The sequence below is a fragment of the Flectobacillus sp. BAB-3569 genome, assembly GCF_002270355.1.
GTDB lineage: Bacteria > Bacteroidota > Bacteroidia > Cytophagales > Spirosomataceae > Flectobacillus > Flectobacillus roseus.
The window spans coordinates 64,557-87,620 of record NZ_NJFZ01000042.1 but is presented as its reverse complement, the minus strand read 5'-3'; the positions used below and the strand labels follow the sequence as shown (position 1 = coordinate 87,620).

At 36.2% G+C, this 23,064-nt stretch carries 15 protein-coding genes; 1 reads left to right on the top strand and 14 read right to left on the bottom strand.

The annotated features are described in order from the left end of the window. Nucleotides 1-43: 43 nt before the first annotated feature. From BWI92_RS25405 to BWI92_RS25365, 9 genes are all read right to left on the bottom strand, one after another. Complete coding sequence (locus tag BWI92_RS25405; RefSeq protein ID WP_095168243.1) at nucleotides 44-2,209, bottom strand: FUSC family membrane protein; 2,166 nt, start codon at nucleotides 2,207-2,209, stop codon at nucleotides 44-46. Between the two features lie 120 nt (nucleotides 2,210-2,329). Continuing rightward, the gene (locus BWI92_RS25400; RefSeq protein ID WP_095168241.1) at nucleotides 2,330-2,731 is read right to left on the bottom strand and encodes a response regulator; all 402 of its coding nucleotides are present in this window, start codon (nucleotides 2,729-2,731) and stop codon (nucleotides 2,330-2,332) included. Then, complete coding sequence (locus BWI92_RS25395) at nucleotides 2,731-4,590, bottom strand: PAS domain-containing protein (protein ID WP_095168239.1); 1,860 nt, start codon at nucleotides 4,588-4,590, stop codon at nucleotides 2,731-2,733. Before BWI92_RS25395 ends, BWI92_RS25400 begins: the two co-directional genes overlap by 1 nt. A 329-nt stretch (nucleotides 4,591-4,919) precedes the next feature. After that, entirely contained in the window at nucleotides 4,920-6,626 is a 1,707-nt protein-coding gene (locus tag BWI92_RS25390; protein WP_141234930.1) for a GAF domain-containing hybrid sensor histidine kinase/response regulator, read from the bottom strand. Between the two features lie 354 nt (nucleotides 6,627-6,980). Next, nucleotides 6,981-7,691 carry a hypothetical protein gene (locus BWI92_RS25385; RefSeq protein WP_095168234.1) on the bottom strand — a complete coding sequence of 237 codons (711 nt, stop codon included), beginning with the start codon at nucleotides 7,689-7,691 and terminating at the stop codon, nucleotides 6,981-6,983. A 120-nt stretch (nucleotides 7,692-7,811) separates the two neighbouring features. Next, the gene (locus tag BWI92_RS25380; protein ID WP_205749570.1) at nucleotides 7,812-9,164 is read right to left on the bottom strand and encodes a glycosyltransferase family 2 protein; all 1,353 of its coding nucleotides are present in this window, start codon (nucleotides 9,162-9,164) and stop codon (nucleotides 7,812-7,814) included. Nucleotides 9,165-9,246: 82 nt separating this feature from the next. Beyond that, a complete protein-coding gene (locus BWI92_RS25375; RefSeq protein ID WP_095168229.1) occupies nucleotides 9,247-10,338 on the bottom strand; it encodes a HEAT repeat domain-containing protein in 1,092 nt (363 codons plus the stop codon). Between the two features lie 50 nt (nucleotides 10,339-10,388). Beyond that, nucleotides 10,389-10,754 (bottom strand): response regulator transcription factor, encoded by a 366-nt coding sequence (locus tag BWI92_RS25370; RefSeq protein ID WP_095168227.1) that lies wholly within the window; start codon nucleotides 10,752-10,754, stop codon nucleotides 10,389-10,391. Nucleotides 10,755-10,858: 104 nt separating this feature from the next. After that, nucleotides 10,859-11,116 carry a hypothetical protein gene (locus tag BWI92_RS25365; protein ID WP_166577375.1) on the bottom strand — a complete coding sequence of 86 codons (258 nt, stop codon included), beginning with the start codon at nucleotides 11,114-11,116 and terminating at the stop codon, nucleotides 10,859-10,861. Nucleotides 11,117-11,506: 390 nt separating this feature from the next. On the opposite strand from BWI92_RS25365, the gene BWI92_RS25360 reads away from it, so the two are divergent. Further along, on the top strand, nucleotides 11,507-13,555 hold the full coding sequence (locus tag BWI92_RS25360) for an LTA synthase family protein (RefSeq protein ID WP_095168222.1): 2,049 nt from the start codon (nucleotides 11,507-11,509) through the stop codon (nucleotides 13,553-13,555). A gap of 61 nt (nucleotides 13,556-13,616) precedes the next feature. On the opposite strand, the gene BWI92_RS25355 is transcribed toward BWI92_RS25360, so the two are convergent. The 5 genes from BWI92_RS25355 to BWI92_RS25335 form a co-directional block, all read right to left on the bottom strand. Beyond that, on the bottom strand, nucleotides 13,617-14,033 hold the full coding sequence (locus BWI92_RS25355; RefSeq protein WP_095168220.1) for a helix-turn-helix domain-containing protein: 417 nt from the start codon (nucleotides 14,031-14,033) through the stop codon (nucleotides 13,617-13,619). 84 nt (nucleotides 14,034-14,117) lie between these two features. Further along, a complete protein-coding gene (locus BWI92_RS25350) occupies nucleotides 14,118-15,293 on the bottom strand; it encodes a hypothetical protein (RefSeq protein ID WP_095168218.1) in 1,176 nt (391 codons plus the stop codon). A gap of 5 nt (nucleotides 15,294-15,298) precedes the next feature. Then, nucleotides 15,299-16,561 carry a YaiO family outer membrane beta-barrel protein gene (locus tag BWI92_RS25345; protein WP_095168215.1) on the bottom strand — a complete coding sequence of 421 codons (1,263 nt, stop codon included), beginning with the start codon at nucleotides 16,559-16,561 and terminating at the stop codon, nucleotides 15,299-15,301. 207 nt (nucleotides 16,562-16,768) lie between these two features. Beyond that, nucleotides 16,769-19,093 carry a GAF domain-containing protein gene (locus BWI92_RS25340; protein WP_095168213.1) on the bottom strand — a complete coding sequence of 775 codons (2,325 nt, stop codon included), beginning with the start codon at nucleotides 19,091-19,093 and terminating at the stop codon, nucleotides 16,769-16,771. A gap of 418 nt (nucleotides 19,094-19,511) precedes the next feature. Continuing rightward, nucleotides 19,512-23,057, bottom strand: a complete 3,546-nt coding sequence (locus tag BWI92_RS25335) for a BamA/TamA family outer membrane protein (protein ID WP_176464541.1) — start codon at nucleotides 23,055-23,057, stop codon at nucleotides 19,512-19,514. Nucleotides 23,058-23,064 lie beyond the last annotated feature (7 nt).

The window sequence follows — 23,064 nt, the reverse complement described above, 5'->3', positions numbered from 1 at the left end:
ATATTTACGCTGTACGTTTTACAAAATCTATGCCGTTACTTTTCTACAATTTAATTTTTGTGGTAATCTTCAAAATATCTAAGGCCGCTTTCTGAAGATTGATATATTGTTCAGGGATAAGTAAGATCGTTTCTTCATCATCTCGAACCGTATTTTTGAGTTGCACTAATTGAATTTCTGTCAAATCGACCTCTTCTCCCTGAAGCGTTTTTATGCCTAATGCTAATATTTTTTCGGTGTTATCCCCTACCATTTGTAGATTATGAAAATCTGGAATTTGGTCAAAATGTTCGGTCACATAAAGCCCAAGAGTGGCAGTATAAGAGGCAAAAAGGTGATTCAATACTGAAAATTTATGAACTTCTTTAATACTCGTTTGCTTACTTTTAGGTTCAGAAAACATCCTTTGAAATGCCGATGCCAAGTTGGCCGTTTTTACATAGACATCTTTGCGAGCTAATTTGTAAGGCAAATAATGAAACTCATTACCCAGATATAAGCCTCTTACTTGTCTAAAATATTCTAAATTAGCCTCCAACATATCTATTAGTACTTTCTGTAGCTTTTCTTTTTCCCAAGTTGGAAATAGAAAATAACTCGCAATAAAGGATATCCCCCCACCAATAAAAGTATCCATGACTCTTTCTTCCAATATCGAAATATTTCCCATTCCTAAAAAATTATAAAGAATGAGTATAAATGGTGTCATAAACAAAACACTTACCACATAGTTTTTCCGCTGAAAACTATACGCACCAAGCATACAAAGTAACAAAATGGCGAACAACACATTTTTGTTATGTTGATAGGACAGAATCAACAAACCGAAAATTGCACCAACAATAGTTCCGATTAAACGATGGTAATTACGCTCCTTAGTTAGGCTAAAAGCTGGTTTCATAATTACCATAATCGTGAGCAAAATCCAATTGCTATGCAAAAACTCAAAAGATTGTGCAATGATAAAGCCAACCAGCATCACTAGCGCCACACGTAAAGAGTGTCTAAAAATTTCGGAATCAAAGGTAAGGTTCTCTCTAAAGATTTTAGGTTCAAATTCTTGGTGAGAAATAAATTGGTCTGTAGCTAAATCACTGGTATTAAGCGTCTTTTTCTTCCTATTTTTAAAATTCCCGACAATCTTTTTTAATCTCGCAAAGATATTCTTGATGTTGACTTCAATGTTTTTCAAAGCGCCAATACTCAGTGCTGTAAATCCATGTTCTTCGGCGTGTTCTTCCAAATCCAATACAGCAAGATGTAGTTCTTGAAGCTTTCGTGGAATGATTGGCGAAAGATGTGGAGTTGTACCCATCTTGAGGTCATAGCCAATCTTTTCTAATTCATCTGCCAAAAGTGTTAGAATATCCTCATACTTTTTGAGAATACCGACGCTATCAAACTGTTTATGAAGGTGTTGGTAATTGTAAAAGGTTGACATGATTTGCTCAAACAAATCAATAATATCCACAAAAACTACGACCAAAAAACGTCCCTCTTGTGTTGATTCTCGAACTATTTCGCGAGTTTTAAAAAGCATTTCTCGTGTCGCATCTTGCTTTTCATTTACACTGATTTGTGTTTCAATAAGCTTTTTATAGTTTTCGTCATAATCGACTCCTTCACGATAAAAAGCCGCTTTAATTTTCATAAACTTTGCCACTTCCACAATAGAATCTCCTAAAGATTGTTGTGCAATGCGATAGGGCATTATTCTGTACAATGACAAACTAAGGGCTGTATACCAAAGCCCCCCTATTAGGATATAAACAGGGTGCATCATGATTTCATGAAGCGGGCGAATATCTCCAATACTCAATGTCATGACCAATAGCGCTGCCGTACCAATAGCGGCTGCACGAAGTCCATAGACATAAAACATAGAGAATAAAAAGCTAAATCCTGTAATCATTAATCCCAAGATCGGGATCGAAAGATTGGCAAACCCTACTAATAAGGCTACTAGCGAAACAATGCCTGTAGTGGTAAGCATGGCGTTACGTCGATGTACGATTGGACCGGGTGAATCCACGACACTCGCACACAAGGCACCCAAGGAAATCGTCATGCCGATATTGATCTTATCAAATTCGAGCATGAAAAGACTAGGAAAAAGAACCCCAAAGGTGATACGAAGTCCATCTCCAAAATAGGAGCTTAGGACGAAATGCTTGATTTCGTTGGTAGGTCTTTGTGCACTATTGAGCATATTATTCAAGATTAAGATTGCTTATTCGTACTAAATTCAATGGTAGGTTTTTGGCTTTTTAAATATAGAACTATTTTACAAAGAAAAAGGGTATTTCGCTAAAAATACCCTTTTCTCAATTTAATCTTGGAATAACTTGATTTGTTTCAAATTGTCGAACGTAAGGGGCTTTGTAATAAATCCGCTTACTTCTTCAAACCCTTTGGCTCGCTCTATATCGGCTGGGTTGATCGACGAACTCACGACATATATCGGGATCTCTTTCTCAAATTTATTTTTGATTTTAGAAAACTCTTCCAAAAACTCCCATCCATCCATTACAGGCATATTGATATCCAGTAATATCAAATCTGGAATTACGCCCTCTCCTACGACTAATTCATTGAAATAGTTGAAACCTGCCAAACCATTTTCGAAAATGCTTAAGCTTTTACAAAAGTTCTTGGAGACCAATAATTTTTTTACCCAAAATCCATAGATGTTGTCGTCATCTATGACACAAATAGTTTCTACAGGCTTCATTAAAATGTAATCTTAAATGTTGTACCAATATTTTCTTGACTTTCGACTTCAATTTTACTACCCATCAAATCCAATTGATTTTTGATTAAAAATAACCCAAAACCTTTGCCACTGGTGTGTTTATGAAAGGTATGATGCATACCAAAAAGTTTGTATTTATACTTCTCGAGGTCAATACCCATGCCGTTGTCCTCAATTTGTAATATGATTTTATTGTTTTCAATCCAAGAAGAAAGAGTAATCTCTGGGCACATTGCGGGTTTCCGAAACTGAATTGCATTGGAAAGAAGATTAATCAGAATGCTTTCCAAATAGGCTGGTATGTAGTAGACACTCTCGCAGCGTGTAAAGTTGCTTTTGATATGTGCTCCACTGAGAACTAGCTCGCTTTGAATCATACTTTTGACTTTCGTCAATATATCATCAAAGCAAATTCTAACTTTCGGTTGTTGAACTTGTGACTGTGTTACCAATACTTCATTGAGTTGAGCGATCGTTTCGCTGAGCTGCTTAGATATTTGCTTAACATTATCCAATAAAAGCCTTTGCTCGTACTCGGTGTCGCATTCTTCAATGAAATTACTTACCATTTCTAAGTTGCCAGTATGTGACCTTAGATTATGTGACACAATATGGGCAAAATTTACCAATTTCCTGTTTTGTTCATGAATGATTTTTAAAGAATCTTGTAAAAAAAGTTCTTTTTGTTTCTCTTCATCGATATTCTTGATTACTCCACGAACGCCGATAATAGTACCTTGAATATCGAATAGTGGACTTCCTATAACCCTTACCCAAATTTTATTTTGCGCGTAGGTTAAAAACTCACAGCTGATATCAAAAGATTTTCCTAGTGCGATAGACTCATTAAATGCTTTACTAAAAATATCTCTCGAAGCCTCGGGATAATACAATAATGCTTCTGGCAGACTAGGCGTTTTTAAATTCGAAGGATATTCATAGATAGCTTTTGTGCTCTCTGACCAATATACTTCCTGAGTAATGAGGTCAACTTCCCAAGCTCCAATTCGTGCCAACTTGGCTGACTCATTCAACAGAAATTCATTCTTTAACAAAGCACTTCTATGGTTGACAGTTTCAGTTATATCAATGATAGAACCTGCCATTTTGATCGGTTTCCCCTCTGAGTTCCATAGTGCTTGTCCCGAAGTTTGGAACCATTTATATTCTCCAGATCGACAAAGCAATCTAATTTCGGTCTTGTAAGGCTTCCTTTGATAAAGATGCTCTTCGAGGAGTTTCTCGACTTTTCTTCTATCGTCCTGATGTAAAAGCGAGTTGAAAAAAGCATTGAATGATGTATTAACTTCTCCATCCTGATAGCCTAATAATTCATAAAATTTACTCGACCACCAAAGTGTATCATACTGCAAATCCCAATCCCATATACCAGCCTCGATTCCTTTGATTATAAGTTCAAATTCTGTTTTGTGAACGGGAGGTTGTGGTAATTTTTCAGGGTGTTCTACCAAGTACGAAATATGCGTAAAAGTTCCTTTCACCAATGCAGCATAGTTGAGCGCATCTCTTAGCTCAACATACCCGTTAATTTGAAAAAATTGAAAATTCCCCTCAGCATTATAAAGTCTTATTTTTTGCTCAAAATAGTTTTCATTTTTTGTTAACTCCTTTACTATATTGAAATCTAACCATTTAGTGTCTATCGAAAATAAACGGCTCTTCAATGTATCCAAATTATTAATTGTTTGGGAAGGCAGTGATAAAATCGCATTCACATTATCTGAAATAGAAAATGTATTGCTCGTCAAATCCCATGCCCAAAAGTTAGGGATATCATAATATCCTTCCCGATTCCAAGGCTCTCGGATCGCTCTCATAACACAGTGTGGTTTTACTCAAATCAAAAATTCAATTGTGGTCCTTTTAGGAAATTTATCAGTAGTGGAAAGGATTTACTATATGATTAACATAGAGTAAAAAGAAGTATATTTTTTATTGATAAGTCTCTGAAACAGGGACTTTAATAGAGTTACGGGTAGACGATTTGTCTTAAAGTTGGCATACAATAGTAAAGAAAAAATATTACCTACTATATCGCAGAACGGTGCTTAATGGGAGAAAATAAGATTTATTCTGTAGAAGTTAACGAAATTCGTAATTAACAATACGAATTTCGTTAAATATATGAATTTTAGCAAAGATACAACTATGTATTGATTATATGGTCATTTTGGTATCTAAGATGTTTGGCCAGTAACAAATATAACTCATCTGCTGTATGCGGTTTCAATAGATAATCGTTCATTCCTATTGCAAAAGCTTCTTTGATGGTTTCGGCATTATTATCGGCCGAACTTGCTATAATGGTCAAGTTAGGATCTATTTTGCGAATTTCTTTGGTCAGTTCAAATCCGTTTAGCTCTGGCATTTGCAAATCGATAATCGCTAAATCGTACGATTTCTCTGCTCCAACGAGTTTTAGAGCCTCATATGGAGAGGCACATGTATCCACTTTGATTCCCTTCTTAAGTAAATTTCTAGCAATAATTTTAAGGTTGATTTCATTGTCATCTACCGCTAGAATATTATACCCATTAAAATCAAAATCTGTTAATTCCTTGGTAGTATAAGTTTGATTTTGAGCAATATTGAAACCAACTGTAAAATAGAAATTTGAACCTTGATTGAGTTTACTTTCAACATGTATTTCGCTATTAAACAGTAACAATATCTTTTTGATAATAGCAAGTCCAAGACCAGTACCACCAAACTGGCGTGTAGTGATAATAGACGCTTGAGCAAATTCATCAAATATCTTAGGTAAAGATTCTTCCGAAATACCAATGCCATTATCTATTACCTCAAACTTGACATCTACATGGTTATGAGTTTTGTTTTCGACCTTTGCTCTTATTGTAATTTGGCCATTTTTGGTAAACTTGACAGCATTGGATACCAAATTATTAATTACTTGGACCAAGCGAGTTGGATCACCTTCCAAAAATGCTGGGATATTGGCATCCAAATCTAGTTGTATTGTATTCCCTTTTTCTTTCGAACGATGCCAATTTATTTCTACAATATTGTTGAGCAAATCAGCCAAGTTGAATGGTATTTGCTCAATTTGTACTTTTTGCGCTTCCAGCTTACTGTAATCGAGAATATCGTTAATGATAGATAAAAGTGTTTCTCCAGTAAACTTCAATACTTTTAATGGAGCTTCCTGCTCTTTGCGAGGTTGCTCTTCTAAAAGCAAATGTATATTCCCAAGAATCGAATGCAAAGGAGTTCTAATTTCATGACTCATCATCGATAAGAACACCGATTTTGCCTTGAGGGCGTCCTCCAGACGTAGTTTTGCTTGCTCTAATTCTTGGTTTTTTATTTCTAAATCTTCCTTAATCTTCTCTAATTGAATTGTTTTTTTTCGAAGCTCAAATTGATTCGTCACTTGATTTGCTAAAGCTTTCAAGGCCTCAATTTGATCATCAGCTAACGAACGAGGCTTGTTATCGATTACACAAAGTGTACCTAGTGCGTATCCCTTAGAAGTTACTAGTGGAATACCCGCATAAAATTGTACCCCAGGCTCGCTAGTGACGAATGGGTTGTCATAGAACCGATCATCTTCTAAGGTATTTTCAATAATAAAAGGCTCATAGGGGTTCAAAATCGTATGTCCACAAAAGGATGTATCTCTGGGTGTTTCGGCTATGTCGATTCCTTTAGCAGACTTAAACCACTGTCTATCCTTATCGATTAAACTGATAAGGCTTATCGGAGTTTGACAAATCTCTTGCGCAATTTGGGTAATAGAGTCATAATCTCTTTCTGGTAAAGTATCGAGAATATAATAACTCTTTAGTGCCTCTAGTCGCTCAGATTCGTTACTTGGTAAGAGTGGTATTTTCATAAGTAGTTTGTTACGTAAAAATTGAGGTAATGTACCCAACAATATCTTTGTAAGTGAACAAAGACCCCTTTTGCCCAACCCACTCGGAATAGGTTATGGCTGTCTGGTATTCAGAAATTTACAGTGTTTCGCTATTGGCGATAGACGAAACTTACTACTTAGGGCTTGCAGATTTATAGTTTTATAGAAGTGCCATCACAAGGTCAACTTGAGCACAATACAAATTAATTTATTATAGGATACATTCTTGATACGTGTAGAGTCTATCAAAGACACATATACAGAATGGTAAAAATACATATTTTATTTAAACTAATAAAACTATAGTTAGTTGATGAATATATTTTATGAATATCATAAAATATATTGAGCACTACCTCTCACATTTACATGAACAGTCATCAACCCAGAAGATTTCTCTGCAATAGATGTCCCTTTAATATGATGAGGCCGAAATACTGCTCCATATTCTATATCTTTTTTGTAAATGTTGGTAGTAGCTTCCGTTAGATTGCTATATTTAACACGAATGCTCTTAATTTGTCCTACTTCATTCACAGTGATTTTAAATATAATTTTGCCAACCTCACTTGATTTATCTGTCAACAGAGGTTTCTGAGCCAAATAAAAGCGGTCTAGGCCGTTTTCAAGGCCTTCCCCCTTTGAGGCACCATAATCTGGCATAAAAGCTTTAGGTTCGGGACTATAGCCTTTTTGGTCAGCAGTAGAGCTTGGTAATTTTGCTTTAGGAGCTTTATAAGGACTTGGTTTAGCATAGGATGTTTCTGCTCCTGATGCATTACGATTCTCCCTATTTGGTGCTGCAGGACCCGATGCTTCTTTTATTTTTTTGTTATGTTCAATGATGTTTTTGAAGGGAGCTTCTTCTAATTCATTCGTAGCAAATGAAATTTTAGGTGTTTCATGGGTTACTGTTTTCGAAGTTCTATTCCAAACAGACACTTTTAACGAGAGGTAGAATAGAATAGCACCGACCCCAAGCGTCCACCAGAAGGCCGCTTGTTTGTTTTCTTGTTCTTCTATTTCTTCTTGATACGTTTTCATGGGTTAAGGTATTTGCTTCTACTGCAAATTTATAGAATCCTATCAAGAATATAAAAGATAAGGGGTTGAATAATAGCTTATAAAGCCATATTCAACCCCTTAATCAGTGCTTAGTTCTTGTTATGGTTTCTTGGGAGCAGTCGCCGGAGCATAACCTGTACGAGTCATTTCGCCCCAAGAGTGAGTTTTCTTGAAAAACAAATCATAGTTGCCTTTTATAGCCCAATATACTGTGAGAGGGTGATAAATAAACGGCTCTAAAACAGCGGTAATAAATAAACGACCTATTTCTTTTGGTTCGGAATAACGGTTAAAAAATGTCTCTTGAGCCTGAATAGCCAATATCGAAAAGAATAATGACATGGAAAATACCAACCCGAGCATAGCTACAAAAAAGTATATATTAATATAGCCCAATAGAATCATCACCAAGGTGAAAATCAGACCGAAAGCTTCGATAAATGGTCCAAACCATTCGGCGATTAACCAGTATGGAAAACTCAACATACCAATTATACCATACTTTTTGCGTCCAATCATATCTCTGTGAAGCATCAAACATTCAGCCGTTCCTCGCGCCCATCTATTTCTTTGGCGAGATAAAATGGTTTTCGTCACGGGGGCTTCTGTCCAACAAAGTGGCGTAGGAACGTATGCAACTTCGTAAGGTATTTTATTATTGAGCATGAGCTTATGTAAGCGAATCACCAGCTCCATATCCTCTCCAACCGTTTTCTTATTATAGCCTCCAACTTCAATCACACGTTCACGATGAAAAATACCAAATGCTCCTGAAATAAGTAAAAGCCCATTGATGGAGCTCCAGGCTGTACGTCCTAAAAGGAAAGCTCTAAAATATTCTATCAGTTGAATTCTTGGTAGAAATTTATTGGGAATTTGCAACTTCACCATGTGACCATGATATACCTCAGCGTCGTTATTAAGCCAAACAATTCCTCCTACTGCGACAACCTCTTTGTGGCTATTAATAACAGGGTAAATCAAGTGTTCAAAAGCATTCTCTTCCAATAAACAGTCAACATCAACGCAGGCAAAATAGTCAGAATAGGAAACATTGATTCCTGCATTGAGGGCATCGGCTTTACCGCCATTAGCCTTGTCAACTACAATAAGTTTTTTAAAAGCTTTATTCTTTGATTTATAAATCGCTTTGATTTCATTACAAGGCAAACGGTATTCGAAGTAATAATCAACCTTCTCTAAATCGTAAAATTTAATCGCTTTTTCAAGGGTATCATCTTTACTACCGTCGTTGACAATAATCAAAGTTAAATTATTGTAACCCAGTGATAATAAGGAGCGAATATTCTCAACAATGGTGACTCCTTCATTATACGCAGGTGCTACAACTGAAATAGAAGGAAGATAAGGGTTTTGACGAAAAGCGTTAAAATCAATATTGAGATTTGCTTGTTTGTGATGCTTCAGTACTTTCCATGACCGAACGCTCATGAGAATGTAAGATGTAAAAATCATCATACAGTACAAAAACAAACCAAATTGTATAAAGTAAGAGAAGAATGTTAGCATCCGATTAAAATTTATTTAACACATGAATAGCCAATTTCTGGTCTGATTTATCACCGTTTGACTCAAGGTACGATAAAAATGACATACTATTAGAATTCATGTTTTGAAGCGTTTCGGCAGCTTTTACTCGAATAGCTGGATACGCATCTTTCAATTTGTTGAATATAAATGGAACATCATCGTCGGTTCCGTGCAAGGATACATATTTTAGAATTGCGATTTTCACAGGTTCTTCTTCAGTAGCAAATCTTCGCTTTAATTCATTCAAGTACTCGTTTCCACCACACTCTGCAAGATACTCGATGATAGCAGTCCTTACTTTTGGATTGGGGTGTACTACAAACGAAGCCGCATCCATGTCCAAATCAAGTTCTTGAAAAATATTGGCGAGCTTCAATCCCAATATTTTAAGCGTAATAGATTCGTGATTAATCAATTTACTTAAATTTGGGATTTGCTTAAACTGGCTTCTCTTCAAAAAACTGATAATTTCGTACATTTCCCAATCTGAAAGTGGAAAATGAATTTCTGATAGAATATCTACTTGATCTCCCCCCATTGATATTTCGGCCTTGATTGCCACCAAACGTACAAATTGGTTAGGATGATCTAATAATTCAGTAAACATAGTCGAATTTTCCAAAGCCTTGATCGCTAAAAGGTCGTTGGTCGCATTGACAAGCTTATACCATTTATATCGAAAGAATTCCTTTTTAATTTTTTGCTCAAAACCAAAAAAGGTATATAACTCTTTTATCTTTTTTTGATCATCGCCCAACAAAACTTTATTGGCATTGAATATTTCCTCGTAGAGAATTTCTCTAAACAATTTGAATTTCAGTTGGATATTCGAAAAGTAGTTGGCAATTTCCTTGCTCATGAATTCTTGAATATTCAAGTCTTCTTCCATGAGCCAAGCTGTTATATATTGCTGTATTTTTTCTCGTATTTCTGACCTTCTTTTTGCGTTTCTTTTGGCACTTATTTTTTCACTCAATATGCTTATTATAATAACCAAATCCACAATCAATAAGATTGTAGCAATGACTAATATAATAAATATAAGTCGCTGAATATGAGCGGGTATATTGTTCATAAATTTTGAGAGAAAGGGCAATAAATATAATCAAACTTACTAGGAAATACCTAGACGGAAGTTCCTAGAAGTCGTTTAACACGAATGATTAACTCATTGAAACGAAAGGGTTTTTCAACAAAATCATTTGCACCAAGTTCCAAAGAAGAAACGATTTTATCCTCTACATTCGTACTTGAAAGTACTATAATTGGAGTTTGAGCGTCACGAGTTTTACGGATATGAAAAATGAGCTCATATCCACCCGAAAACGGCATTTGTAAATCAGTTATGACAATATCAGGTTGAACCTCATCGTATAAATCAATAGCGTCTAAGCCATTTTGACAACCTGTCACTTCAAAGCTCTCTCTATTAAATTTATCAACAAGTAATTTTAACAACAGTGATTCATCCTCAGCAATTAGAATTTTCATGATTATTCAAAATTGGGTCTAATACCCCCTAAGTATCGTGAAACTAGGGTTAATATTTATTTTATCGGTTACCGAATAATAGTTTTATTGAATTTTACCTTCATTTACTGGGCTTCATCAGTAAGCATTTTGATCTTGTCATAGTCGTTTTGAATATGAAGTAAAAGCTCTTGAAGATCCTCAATCATCTTTTGTTGAGGAATAATAAATTCTTGGGTTTGTAGAAAGGTTTTTTCGACCTCTTTGCAAAGCTGGCTAAATTCAATTTGCCCGACACATCCCAACATTGAACTCATCTTATGCAGTTTTTTGGCAAAACCTAGTTTGTCACCACTGGCAAAGGTCTCATTCAATTCAGACATTTCTGTAGGAATGTTGTTAAAAAAGTACTCCATTATTTCGAGAAAATATGAAGCCTCGTTGTCAAATAACTCTGCAATGTACTCTTTGTCGAAACTAGGATGAAAAGGAAAGGATTCTAAGCTCATTTTAATCAAACATCACAAATAAAACACGGATAAAAATAATACGCTAAAATTGGCGGAGCGTTACTTTTTTTATCATAAAAATCGAACAGCACCTTCAGCTATTTCACAAAGAAAATCAAAAAACTTATATTTGACTACTGTAATTAACGAAGAATTAAAATTATCAACGCAAAAATCATTCCAAATAGGTTTTACTCGAATTTCGGTATTTTATTTGTAGCATAAAGTTTTGATTACATTTTTTTGATAGAATTATATTTAAGCATGAGCGAATCACTAGAAAAAAGAACTTTTCTTGACCTTCAGAAGGCTGGGTTAAACCAGTTTGGAAACTTAGCCCTTGGCTGGTTTCTTACCATTTTTATTATCCGTCTTATCGAATTGATTTACGGTAGTACGACTCAAAATATTGATGACGCACTCATTTTTTTATGGGCTAGAGGCTCATTGTATGATTTCATATATTTTTCAAAATCTATTGTCTTTTTAGGACTAATCCATCAAGCACTACTATTTATATCTCCCAATATTGCCAAAATTATTACTTGGGTAATTATTTCAGTCTTAACGCTATTGCATCTGTCTTTGATGCAATATTTTATGACATCCCTAGTACCACTTGGCGCCGATTTATACAGCTATTCGCTGGATGATATTAAACAAACTGTAGGAGCAGCAGGTGTACCTGTACTCGGCATTATTGGAATGATTGTGATAGTATCTTTACAATTTTTACTTTTTCAAACATTAACCAAAAAAGCTCCAATACATCGTTTTATTCTTCCTTTAGTGATTTGGGCACTTGCCTTTGTTGTGTATTACTTTGATGCAGAACTACAAATACCAAGTCATCAATTCAGTAATGAGTTTGACAACTATCTAACTTATAACAAGTCCCTCTATTTTTCTAATTCATCGTATGATTATTTTGTTGCTAGCGACGACGAAGTTGATATTTATGCAGATAGTTACTTAGGGATTGGGGGTGCTTTACTTGGTGGAAATAACGAAATTTTGAAGGTAAATTATTTAGATGAGAACAATTATCCTTTCTTGAGAATCGATTCAACGCAAGATGTATTGGGCAATTTCTTTAATAAATCTCCTCAAAAACCTAATATCGTATTTCTGTTGGTAGAAGGCCTTGGTAGGGCTTTTACGGGTGAAGGTGCTTATTTGGGTAACTACACCCCGTTTATTGATTCGTTGTCACAAAAAAGTTTGTATTGGAGCAATTTCTTGAGTGAGGGGGGACGTACATTTGCGGTACTTCCATCTATTTTAGGTTCGCTACCCTTTGGAAAAAGTGGATTCAATGATTTAGGTAATAATATGCCTGTCAACAATTCATTGATTGGTATTATGAAACGCGCAGGCTATCATACTGCATTTTATTATGGTGGCGATAGCAAGTTTGACAACATGAAGCTGTTTTTGCAAAAAGAAGGTATCGACCAAGTGAATGACGAACCAACTTTTACAGGCTCAGGATATCTCAAATTACCTAAATCTAGTTCATCATTCACTTGGGGATATGACGACAAAAGCTTATTTAAGCGATACTTTGATGTGAATGCCAATGAGACCAGCAAGCCAAGTTTTCAGGTTATCTTGACAGTGTCCACACACAGTCCATTCTTAATTAATAATCAAAGTATTTATACCCAAAAACTATTGCAATATAGTCAAAGTCCAAAGGCTAGAATGACGCCATCGCAGCAACAGAATGCTAAAGATTATACACAAATGCTATCAACGGTGATATATACAGATGAAGCTATTCGTGAGTTTTTTGAGAAATATAAAAAGCGTAAAGATTTTGCCAATACCATTTTCGTTATCACGGGTGATCACCGTATGCCAGAAATTCCGATGGCGACCAAAATTGACCGTTTTCACGTACCATTGATTATTTATTCGCCACTATTAAAACGCTCAGTAAAATTTGAATCTATTTCGACTCACTTTGATATTGCGCCAACTATCGCGGCTTTTATGAATAAGAATTATGGTGTTGCCAAACCATTGGTTACCAACTGGATTGGTACGGGTATCGATACCGTCAGACAGTTTAGAAACGTACACTCTTATCCATTGATGATGACTAAAGCCCAAATGATTGACTTCATTTACGGCGATTATGTATTGAATGGGACAGATTTATATCAAATTGGACCAAATATGTCGATGACTTTGAGTCCAGAAAAAGATGCACAGTCGGCGGTAAAAGCTAACTTCGATATATTCAAGCAGAAAAATGAAAAAATTCTGAAAGGGACTAAATTACTACCCGACTCAGTTCGTCTTAAATAGCCAACAAACAAAAAGGTTCTAAAACGTTATATTTTAGAACCTTTTTGTTTAAGAATCTCTCCTATTTTCCCAATCGATTTTTAACAAGTCTTTTCACCGTATCAATACTTACGGAAATATCTAATTCTTGCAAAAGCTTTTTTTGTAAAGCTTTCAAATTAATTGATTCGTCTTTGAGAGCTTCTTCTATTACCTCCAAATGCTGAGGATTATCAAGTGATATGATTTGTTTTCGACCTTGTCCTTCTTTTCTAATCAAACCATTGAGTCCTTCCGACAACCATGCTTTTTTCCAATTCACAAATGTATTCTCACTAATATTCATGAACTTTGCGACGTTTTTTTGGTTCATTCCAAAATCATTCAACAAAAGCCCCTGACAACGCATACGAACCTCTGGCTTCGGATGATACATCGAAGTTTCTTGTAACAGCTTTTTTTCCGATTCAGAAAGTTTAAGTGCTTCTCTTTTTTGCATTTTACTCGTAACTCTAGCGTGATTTAGGTTTACCTCATTTTTCAAAGGATAACTTTACTGCTTTTTTGCTAGATTTCCAAACCGTTACCTAATTTCTGCCTTTGGATACACCTTTTCCTTATAGTAATCCTCTAAAATTTTGCTTGTAAGAGGTCTGTATACGTCCCAGAAGAAACTTTTTCGCTCTGAAACTGATTCGTCATGCACTAACATGGGTACAACATACTCAATCCACTTAAAGTAGGTTGAAAACATTCCGATAGGGTTATCACTAAAGTCTCCAGCAAAATAACTGAAGTGATAATCGTCGCCTTTGTGAATAATTATGGCAGGAAATTTTGATGGAATTCCATAACGTTGGAGTTCTTTTGTTCCTTGGGTATTGGCATATACCTGATTATACGACATTACCTTATTCATTTTGGGGTCGTTTTTTAATATATCGAACCAATAGGGATATTTGATACTTTCTGGCAAGCCATATTCTTCCTGACCTTCTTGGGTACTTACCATGAAGGGTACTTCATTTGAAAGATGTGTTTCGTTTTCTAATACCACTACTTGGTCTTTTTCTGATACAAATGCTACCCCTGATTTCTTGAATGGCCACGAACCTCTTTGCTTGATATAGTTGCGAACCAACCATTTTGGCAACTCAACGTTTACTGTTGTGTCAAGCGAATCAAAATATCGCCCTATCCAACCCGTCCATTGAACACCAAAATCGTGTTCAAACTCTTCACGAATATGTGGAGCCGTAGGCGAATTAATATCGTTGAATTCCATCATGACAAGCTTTTTCTGCTGCTTCATGTTTTTAAGCAAAGTCAAATCTTGACCAGACATTCCTCCATACAAAATTCCAGAACGTTCGGTCTGACTTTTACCAGCAAACCATTCCTGACGATAAATACCATAAGTGTCAGTGAAAAATGCTACATCTGAATCTTTACTAAGTTGCTCCAACTGCGAATTCGAAAAACGTTCTAAACCTTTTACTTGATACTTTTGGTCGTCTTTCGGAAAAAAGCCAAAGTAATCACTAATTTGATACAACTTGGTACTGGTTTTAGTGAAACGCTTATGTTTAAGCATCCAAATCAAAGAGATATGTTCCTGTCCATCAGGCGTGAGAACGGTCTTATCGACGGTAGCCACAACCATTTTTCTTTTTGGCGTTAGACACCATGCCAACCACATCCAAATCGGTGCGCTAATGATTACGAGCAATACTAATTTAATCCAAGAATTTTTTTTCATTTTACCTAAAGCTTTCTGCGAATGCTAATGCCAATATCGAATTGATTACCGTTGACTCTTTGATTCAAATCTTCATTGAACCAAGATGCGGTGAGTGATAGCGTTGTTTTTTCCTTAAATACTTTACTATAACCAAGGTTTACTTTGAAAGTATTGAGTTTTCTTCCGCCTTCCAACAAAACATTGCGGCTTTCGTCGGGCGAAATCCCTGATCCTATTCCTAAAGAGAAGAAATCAAACGAACCACCAAAATAATATCGTGTAGTGAAAGTATAACTCTGTGAAATATCGCTATTGCTTGGCACTAAAAATGCACGAAGGTTGAACCAATAATTACCGATGTACTTACCAAGTGACCCCGTATAAATCCATGTTTCGTCCGAAAATTTTAAATAACGATAGCCAATCTCCCCTTCAAAGCTTTTGGGTAAGTTGGCATATAATGAGAAACCATTTCTAAATGTTGGAAATACAGGCAAACTAGGCGAATAACCAAAATTGACATAAGTATAAAAGGTCTTGCTGATGCGAGGATAGCCATCAACTTCAAACTGGATACCGTCGTCACCAAAGCGTTTGGCATGAGTAACGCGCCCAATAAACGAACCAACTTGAGAACCTCTACTAACAGAAATACTAGTCAAGTGCCAAGGTTGTTCGTTTAGGGAAGAATTATAATTTTTATCAAAATAGAAAAAATCATACGACAAAGTTGCAAACACCTGCCTCGAATTATCTTGCATACGTCCCGCCAAAGTACGAGCTTCTGTGTTTTGAGGTTCGCGCTTGATTACGCCATTTACGATGGAAAGACCCTCATCAAATTTTTTCAAATCTTTTAAAGCTTTTGTCTTTTTAAGTAATATCTCGGTATCATCTGGATAATATCCTAGGGCTGTTTCGCAGATAGTGAGCGCCTCTTGGGGATGGTCGTTCCAATACTCCAAGTCAATCATGGAACTAAGCGCATCCTTATTTTTGGGATTAGCAGCAAGTACTTGTCCAAGCTCGGCTCTGGCGCTATCTGTCTTGTCTGTCCAAATATATATTCTCCCCAAAAACACTCTTATATCCTGATAATCAGGACTTTTTTTGAGAGCCTGTTGACAATACGAAACGGCAAGGGGATAGTTTTTTTGTTCAAATGCAGCATTGCGAGCCAATTTGAATAGCTCGTCGGAGTCAAGCGTAGGAGCTTGTGAGTAACTTTGAAAACAAAGACTCGATAAAGTAAGGAATAATAAAAGATACCTTGAGAGTAATTTCATAAAAGTAAATTTTGAAATTGGGCAATAGTTCAAAAACTAGGAATGCCAGGAAACCCAATCATCAACATTAAAACATCAGAAATATTTCGATAAAACACACTCCTAATACTCTAGCAAATTTTATGCTATTATCATGATTTTTTAACGTTCAGAAAATTAAAATTACGGGCTTCCTAGCATATATCAAACATATTGCCAAAATCTTACCTAAACTTCTACTCTTAGTGCTTTGAGTCCGTACACACCCTGCATCTCTTCTAATTCGAGGTATTCGATCTTACCAGAAAGGATATTCTTACTTTGAAGGTATGTAATATAACTGGCGTATTCTTCAGCATCCTTATGATTGGCATATACCATGGCTATCTTGCCAGGCTGCGTCAATCGTTCGCCAGTATTTTTTACTAAGGCTTTATCAATACGCTTTTTCATAATCTCATAACGAAGATTATAAGCTCCTTCTGTATCAAAACGGCGTTCGTCTTTTCTAAAACTAATATCAATTGGATTGCTATGAATTAGAATCAGTTGCGTCGTGTGCAAAGGCACAGGCAACTCTGGAATTAAATCCTCTGTCATCTTTACAATTTTGGCCATCGAAATCAATTGCCACAATCGTAAGTTTTTCAAATACAGCGGATTAAAAGGTTTGTTTGGTGCAATACTTTGTCCGATATAGATATTGTATTCAACACCATCCGTTTTATATTTTTCGAAATAATTGGGATATGCCTCTTGCAAAACTTCCCTTTCTTCTTCCAGAAAATTATTAATCGTGGCGTTGATTTTAGTCAGACTATCTTCAAAGGCATTTCGATGCGTAAAAATATGTTGATGAAATGCTTCTGTCTTGGCAAAATAGGCTGCAATAGCATCGCTTGCTTTGCCTTTTTCACCTTGTAAATGCTTGAAAATAGGTTGTATTTCTTCTTCAAAATAAAAGTTGATATTCATTTCCTCATCAGGCAAAATACCTTCAGCAATTTTTTGAATAAAACCATCATTTTTAAAATTCAATTCGTCCAACAAAGGCAACACAAATTCATTGCGCAATACATTCAAGGTTTCCTGAATCAGAAGAAGCTGCTCCATAAAATCTTGTTGTAAGGCTTTATTTCTTTCAATAGAAGAATTACGAATGTCGACAGCGCCATACAAAGGATATACCTTTTCAAAAACCACATTACCCATGGGCTGTTTGGTGGTTGCTCTGTTTTTGAGATATTCCCATGCGACTTCATTAAATTTCCACTCAACAGAAGGCTGTAAAGAGGTAAATTTTTGCTTTATCAATCGTTCAATCTTATCATCAAAATTCTTGATGTGATAGTCTAGCGCTTGCTCCAAAATAGGCAATACGCTGTTGATTTTATTGAGCGAATCATGCGATAACTCCGAAACATTGGACGAGGCAATTTCCAACACCCCAAGCATGCGGTCTTGCGACTGAATCGGGTACATTAAATAGCTTTTAAATCCTTGCTCGATTAAATAACCCGCAATACTGGTTTCTTCTTTGAGTAAATTTGGAATAAAAACTACATGAGGATATTGTAAAAATTTGTCATAGGCTTTTTGAAATTCTTCATAATAAATACTTGAAACTGGGGGCGTAATCAACATCGTACTGCGATGATACTCATGAGCGTTGACATAGGTATCATTGAGCCGCAAGTATGGCATGAGGTTTACTTGGATATTGGCAGTTCCTAAAAGTACCTTTATCGTTTCGCTGAGGGCACTGTAACTAACCTCTTCTTTTTCTGAAGGCATTTTGAGCACAATATTCTTCATATCGTGCAGACAAGTTTCGGCAGTTACGTCTTTTACAGTGATTAAGCCAAATCCTTCAAATTCAAATTGATGAAGTGGTAATAAAGTTTGAAGTGTTTCTAAATCAATAATTTCATTTTTACCATCGCACACCAAGCCACTTTCAAGTTTTGGTAATGGTTCAGTCCCTATGTAATTAACATCCAAAAAGCGTTTATCTGGCTTCACAAGATAATGTGTCAATAATCCCGTTTTTTTATTGAAAAACGAATAGGGAACTTCCTCTTCCGTATCAACCTTAATACCATAATATTTGCCTAAAATCCATTTGTATGCATGGTGCAATTTGGTGCTATTGAGTTTTTGGATATGTTCCGATTCTTTGACCAAAATCTTTCCAGAATCTTTATCAATAAAAATATCTTCAAATGCTTCCGAATAGTAAAAAAAGCGAATATGAAAAGGATAACTCAGCGCAAAAATCTCCTTGTCGTTTTCTGAAAGCAAAGGAAAAATAACGGTTTTGAGTAAACTTAAAACCTCTGGGTATTTCTGTAAAATTTGTGTATCATAAATAGGCTCGTGAAGTTCAGGGTATTGTTCTAACTGGTTCAATACCTCTTCATAAATCCTCTTGAGAATTCCCTCAGAGGATTTGGCGTATTCTTTCAGTAGTCGTAAAAATGGACGAAATGAAAGCTTGGTCGATACGAGCTCTTCGACTGTGAATAAGTCACATTCTTGTACTAGCGTGTTCATTGTTATTGTTGCCTCTACGGCATTCCTTGCTGCGATTAATTAAATCTACCCCCACTAACTACTCTTCTGAATCACAATATAGACATCCTTTAGCTAAGACAACTACAAGGTAATCAACATTTTACTATTATAAAACAACAGAAAATGTACTACTATCTTTTTACAACAATCATTTGTCATTTAACATGCTGTCATTTACTAGCGAAAAAAGACAAAGTTATATTTTGATTAAAATGGTTTCGAGACGAGTGTGTAAATGATTCGGGCGGTTTGCTGTAAAATTTAGCTATTTTATCATACTCTATACCGCCGTTTATCAGTTATCACACTTAAGTGGGTTTCGTAAAAATGAAACAAATGTTAACTCCAAAAAAGTTTATTTTTTGAAATTATCTTGTAATGATTATAAAAAATATTGCTAGAAGAAAAAACCAAGCTTAAAACTAATTACTTCATCTTCTGAGGAGCGCCCATAAGTCAAGGTTACCACTGCCATTTGGAACGGTGAAAGCCAAATACCACCACCATATCCATGATGCCATTTTTGAGAGGTTTCATTGGGATTCCAAACTCTACCAAGGTCATTAAACGCCAGCACACCAAGATGCGCAGGAAAAAGATATGACTTGAATGAAAGCAACTTCAAACGTGCCTCCAAATTGTGATAAAACGAGCTTCTTCCTGAAAAACGTGAACGACGGTATCCTCTCAAATTACTCAAACCACCCAAAGTATTAGCTTGATAGAACTCATAGTCTAACAAGTTGATCCCCCCTCCCACACGCGTGGCAAATGACAAAACCGCTGGTAATTTGAAGGTATGATAAAATGCCAAATCAGTTTTGACATTGAGATAATCATCTTTGTAATTATGCTCAAATGCTTTCTGAAAAGTTGCCTCTGTATTCCATTTCAAACCACGAGTTGTCATAACTGGATTATTGCGAGTATCAACGGTAAAACCAGTACGTACCCCATAAAAATCTTGTTCGTCATACACAGGTGAGCCTTTGGGTGCGTACTCCGCAATGTATCGCCTTGCATTTTCTTTTACATTATATCCATTAAACACGAGTCCATAATAAAGTTTTAAAGGTCCCCAATTATTGCTCAAGAGTACCGAATTTTCAAGATTACTAAATTTGACTCTATAATATTCTATACCTCTGGCTTGGATATATCGAGACTCGTTGCTTAATCCAAAAAAGTTGTCTGTTAGCCCATCTTGTTGCAAAGTTAGTTTTACTTCTAAATCCGCTTTACCTATTACATCTACAGCTTTTCCGACATAATAAAGGTTAAAAGCATTTGTTGAAAATGCATAATTTCCAGACAAACTATGTTGCATGCGGAATGGTGATTTTCTAAAACCCTGCTGTGTATATTGCACCCCACCACCAAGAAACAGTCCATCGTCGGGGTTATAGGCGAGCGAACCTAAAGGTGCCAATCTATCATAAACAAACGCAAATCTGTCTAAATCATTGATATGCTTATCATTTTCAGTGGTATGATTAACGGTCTCTTCTCCTGCTTGAATAGTTGTGTTTTTCTTTTTGTCATAAATCAGCGTTTTTCGTGCGCCTTTATCCACTTCCGAACTATCAATGAAAGTATCTTTTCCTCTTCCTCCAATGAGTCTAACTTTAATACCTTTGTTGGCTTTTCCGTACACATGAAATACATCTTCGCCATCCATTCCCCAAACACGAATCTCCTTAGTATCTTTTGGGTCAAAAATTCTTTGATACAAAAGTGTACCTTGTTTGCCTTTTTTAGTTTGGTCAAACAATTTTACGCTAGTATTACCATCAGCCAGACGTTCAATGTCGATGATTTCATCTTTGTCAGAGGCTACCACATCTACTTCTTTAGCTAAAAACTTATAATATTCTGAAGCATAGGCTAATAAATCCTTTTTACGTTGTTTTAACTTAGCTGCAATTTCGGAGGTAAATGGGTCATTATTGGGTAGCTTTTTGATAGACTCATCAATCAATGAATCTGAGATACTTTGTTGTAACAAGCTGGCAGTTTCTTGCCAATCTTGTTGAGATAATTGGGTCAAAAACGCCCTATCAACATATCTGGCATTGAAGTTGAAAGTATTAACATCGCGAATTTTATAGTCAAAACCTTGTACCTTAGGCAAAATCCATTTGCGAGAGACAATCTTTGGTAAAACGCCTTGACTCACAAAAAAGGCTTGGTCACGGTCGCGTGGAATTGCTTTAAAAACCGTCTGTTTTCCTTCGTCAAAAGCTGCCCAACGCCATTGGTCATCATGACGATCCCAATCGCCAATGAGCATATCCAACAGTCTAGCTCGAAGTAAGGCTTTTTGATCCACTACATTTTTATTGTCTTGATCTAATTTATCAAAAAGCTTAAGGGTCGAATAAGTCTTTTTGGCTCCAGCAAAACCTTCATCTGGGCGCTCCTCAAACAAGGCTAATTGTCCTGCAAAAAGTCGCTGATATGGCCCAAGAATGGTATCGTTTGGTAGACGAACCAAGCGAGGATTGGTATGTAAAACTCCAGCAGCTTCGGCCAAAGAAGGAATCGTTAGAGCAGCAAATGGATGGGATGCAGAAATTTGGTCACCAACAATATCAACGGTAAACTTGCTACGAATCGCCTCAGGAACAGCACTTTCTGGGTATTTTTCTACTGATCTTGTTACATATTGATTTTCGTCCTTACCAGCATATCGGAGTGATAACGTCTGTTGACCTCCCCCACGTTGAATTACTTTTAATCCTCCTTTTTCATGGGTCAAATCCAACACGGGTGCTTGCACAGCACTAGTCCAGATACTCCGATAATTTTTACCCAAAAGCCATTCTTTAAATTTATTAGCCTTGAATTTGGGATTAGGAATAGTTTGTTGATTAGATTTTACGACTAACTCCTGATAAGGCTTTTTCTTAAACTCCAATACTTTTTCGTAAAGCAGCTGACCATTCGCATCCCAAAAATAGATTTTTGACGTACCATCCGACAGCCAATCTAATTGGGCAAATCCTTTAGTCGCTGCGGCAAAGTATGAACCAGCACCTTTTTTAACAGGAGTTGTTTTAGAGCCAGCACCAGAAGTGATATAGTAAAGAGAGTCTTTCTCAATTAACTGAAGCGTATGTTCATGCCCGTTGGCATAAACCACATTGGGATACTGCGACATGATTCGAACCATTCCCGTTTGCATTTCCTTGTACACAGGATTAGGAATATCCTGAATATTACCAATCCAAGAACGATATAAAGGATAAATAGAGCCAATAATCGGCAAAGGAATATTGATACCCAGTTCGCTAAGTGGCAATATATGTGATTTGAAAGGATAATAGCCACCGTGTAAACTATACGAATACATTGGATGATGACCTGCTACCACTACTTTTTTGTGTCGGTTACGATACAAAATATCGTCAAGGGAAGTCAACAAACCTGTCAAGGTTTTTACTTCGCAATCAGAGTTTTCATCTGGTTTTTTCCAAGGGTGCAAATACCACTGTGTATCCAATAAAATCAGTGTCTGATTGTCAGAAAGGGGTATTTCTTGAGGTGTCGGGCATCCCCCTTTTGGGAAAAACACAGCTGGGTTTTGGAGATATTCTTTTACAAATTTTTCTTGGGCAATAATTTCTGTCCAACCATTTTTTCCACCTTGTTCCCAGTCATGATTGCCAGGGATAATAAAGCCCGTTCCAATATGCGACTTGATCACATCTAATTGCGCTTTCAGACGGTCTTCAGCATCTTTTCTGTCAGGATGTTCCTCATCGACCATTCCCTTGGGATAGATATTATCCCCTAAAAAGACTACTGAGCTATTTTTCCCTTTTAATTTTAATTTTTCGGAAAGTGTATTCAAAACTGCATCTTTACCATGTGTATCAGGCTCGCCTGCATCACCGATAAGAAACAAAGAAAATTCAACATTCGGAACAGTATTCTGCGCCAAGAGTTGA

Coding starts and splice junctions, on each gene's coding strand:
- BWI92_RS25345 (WP_095168215.1), bottom strand. CDS start 16,561: ATGAAATTACTCTCAAGGTATCTTTTATTATTCCTTACTTTATCGAGT.
- BWI92_RS25380 (WP_205749570.1), bottom strand. CDS start 9,164: ATGAGCGTTCGGTCATGGAAAGTACTGAAGCATCACAAACAAGCAAAT.
- BWI92_RS25385 (WP_095168234.1), bottom strand. CDS start 7,691: ATGAAAACGTATCAAGAAGAAATAGAAGAACAAGAAAACAAACAAGCG.
- BWI92_RS25395 (WP_095168239.1), bottom strand. CDS start 4,590: ATGAGAGCGATCCGAGAGCCTTGGAATCGGGAAGGATATTATGATATC.
- BWI92_RS25370 (WP_095168227.1), bottom strand. CDS start 10,754: ATGAAAATTCTAATTGCTGAGGATGAATCACTGTTGTTAAAATTACTT.
- BWI92_RS25360 (WP_095168222.1), top strand. CDS start 11,507: ATGAGCGAATCACTAGAAAAAAGAACTTTTCTTGACCTTCAGAAGGCT.
- BWI92_RS25350 (WP_095168218.1), bottom strand. CDS start 15,293: ATGAAAAAAAATTCTTGGATTAAATTAGTATTGCTCGTAATCATTAGC.
- BWI92_RS25405 (WP_095168243.1), bottom strand. CDS start 2,209: ATGCTCAATAGTGCACAAAGACCTACCAACGAAATCAAGCATTTCGTC.
- BWI92_RS25400 (WP_095168241.1), bottom strand. CDS start 2,731: ATGAAGCCTGTAGAAACTATTTGTGTCATAGATGACGACAACATCTAT.
- BWI92_RS25390 (WP_141234930.1), bottom strand. CDS start 6,626: ATGAAAATACCACTCTTACCAAGTAACGAATCTGAGCGACTAGAGGCA.
- BWI92_RS25340 (WP_095168213.1), bottom strand. CDS start 19,093: ATGAACACGCTAGTACAAGAATGTGACTTATTCACAGTCGAAGAGCTC.
- BWI92_RS25355 (WP_095168220.1), bottom strand. CDS start 14,033: ATGCAAAAAAGAGAAGCACTTAAACTTTCTGAATCGGAAAAAAAGCTG.
- BWI92_RS25375 (WP_095168229.1), bottom strand. CDS start 10,338: ATGAACAATATACCCGCTCATATTCAGCGACTTATATTTATTATATTA.
- BWI92_RS25365 (WP_166577375.1), bottom strand. CDS start 11,116: ATGTCTGAATTGAATGAGACCTTTGCCAGTGGTGACAAACTAGGTTTT.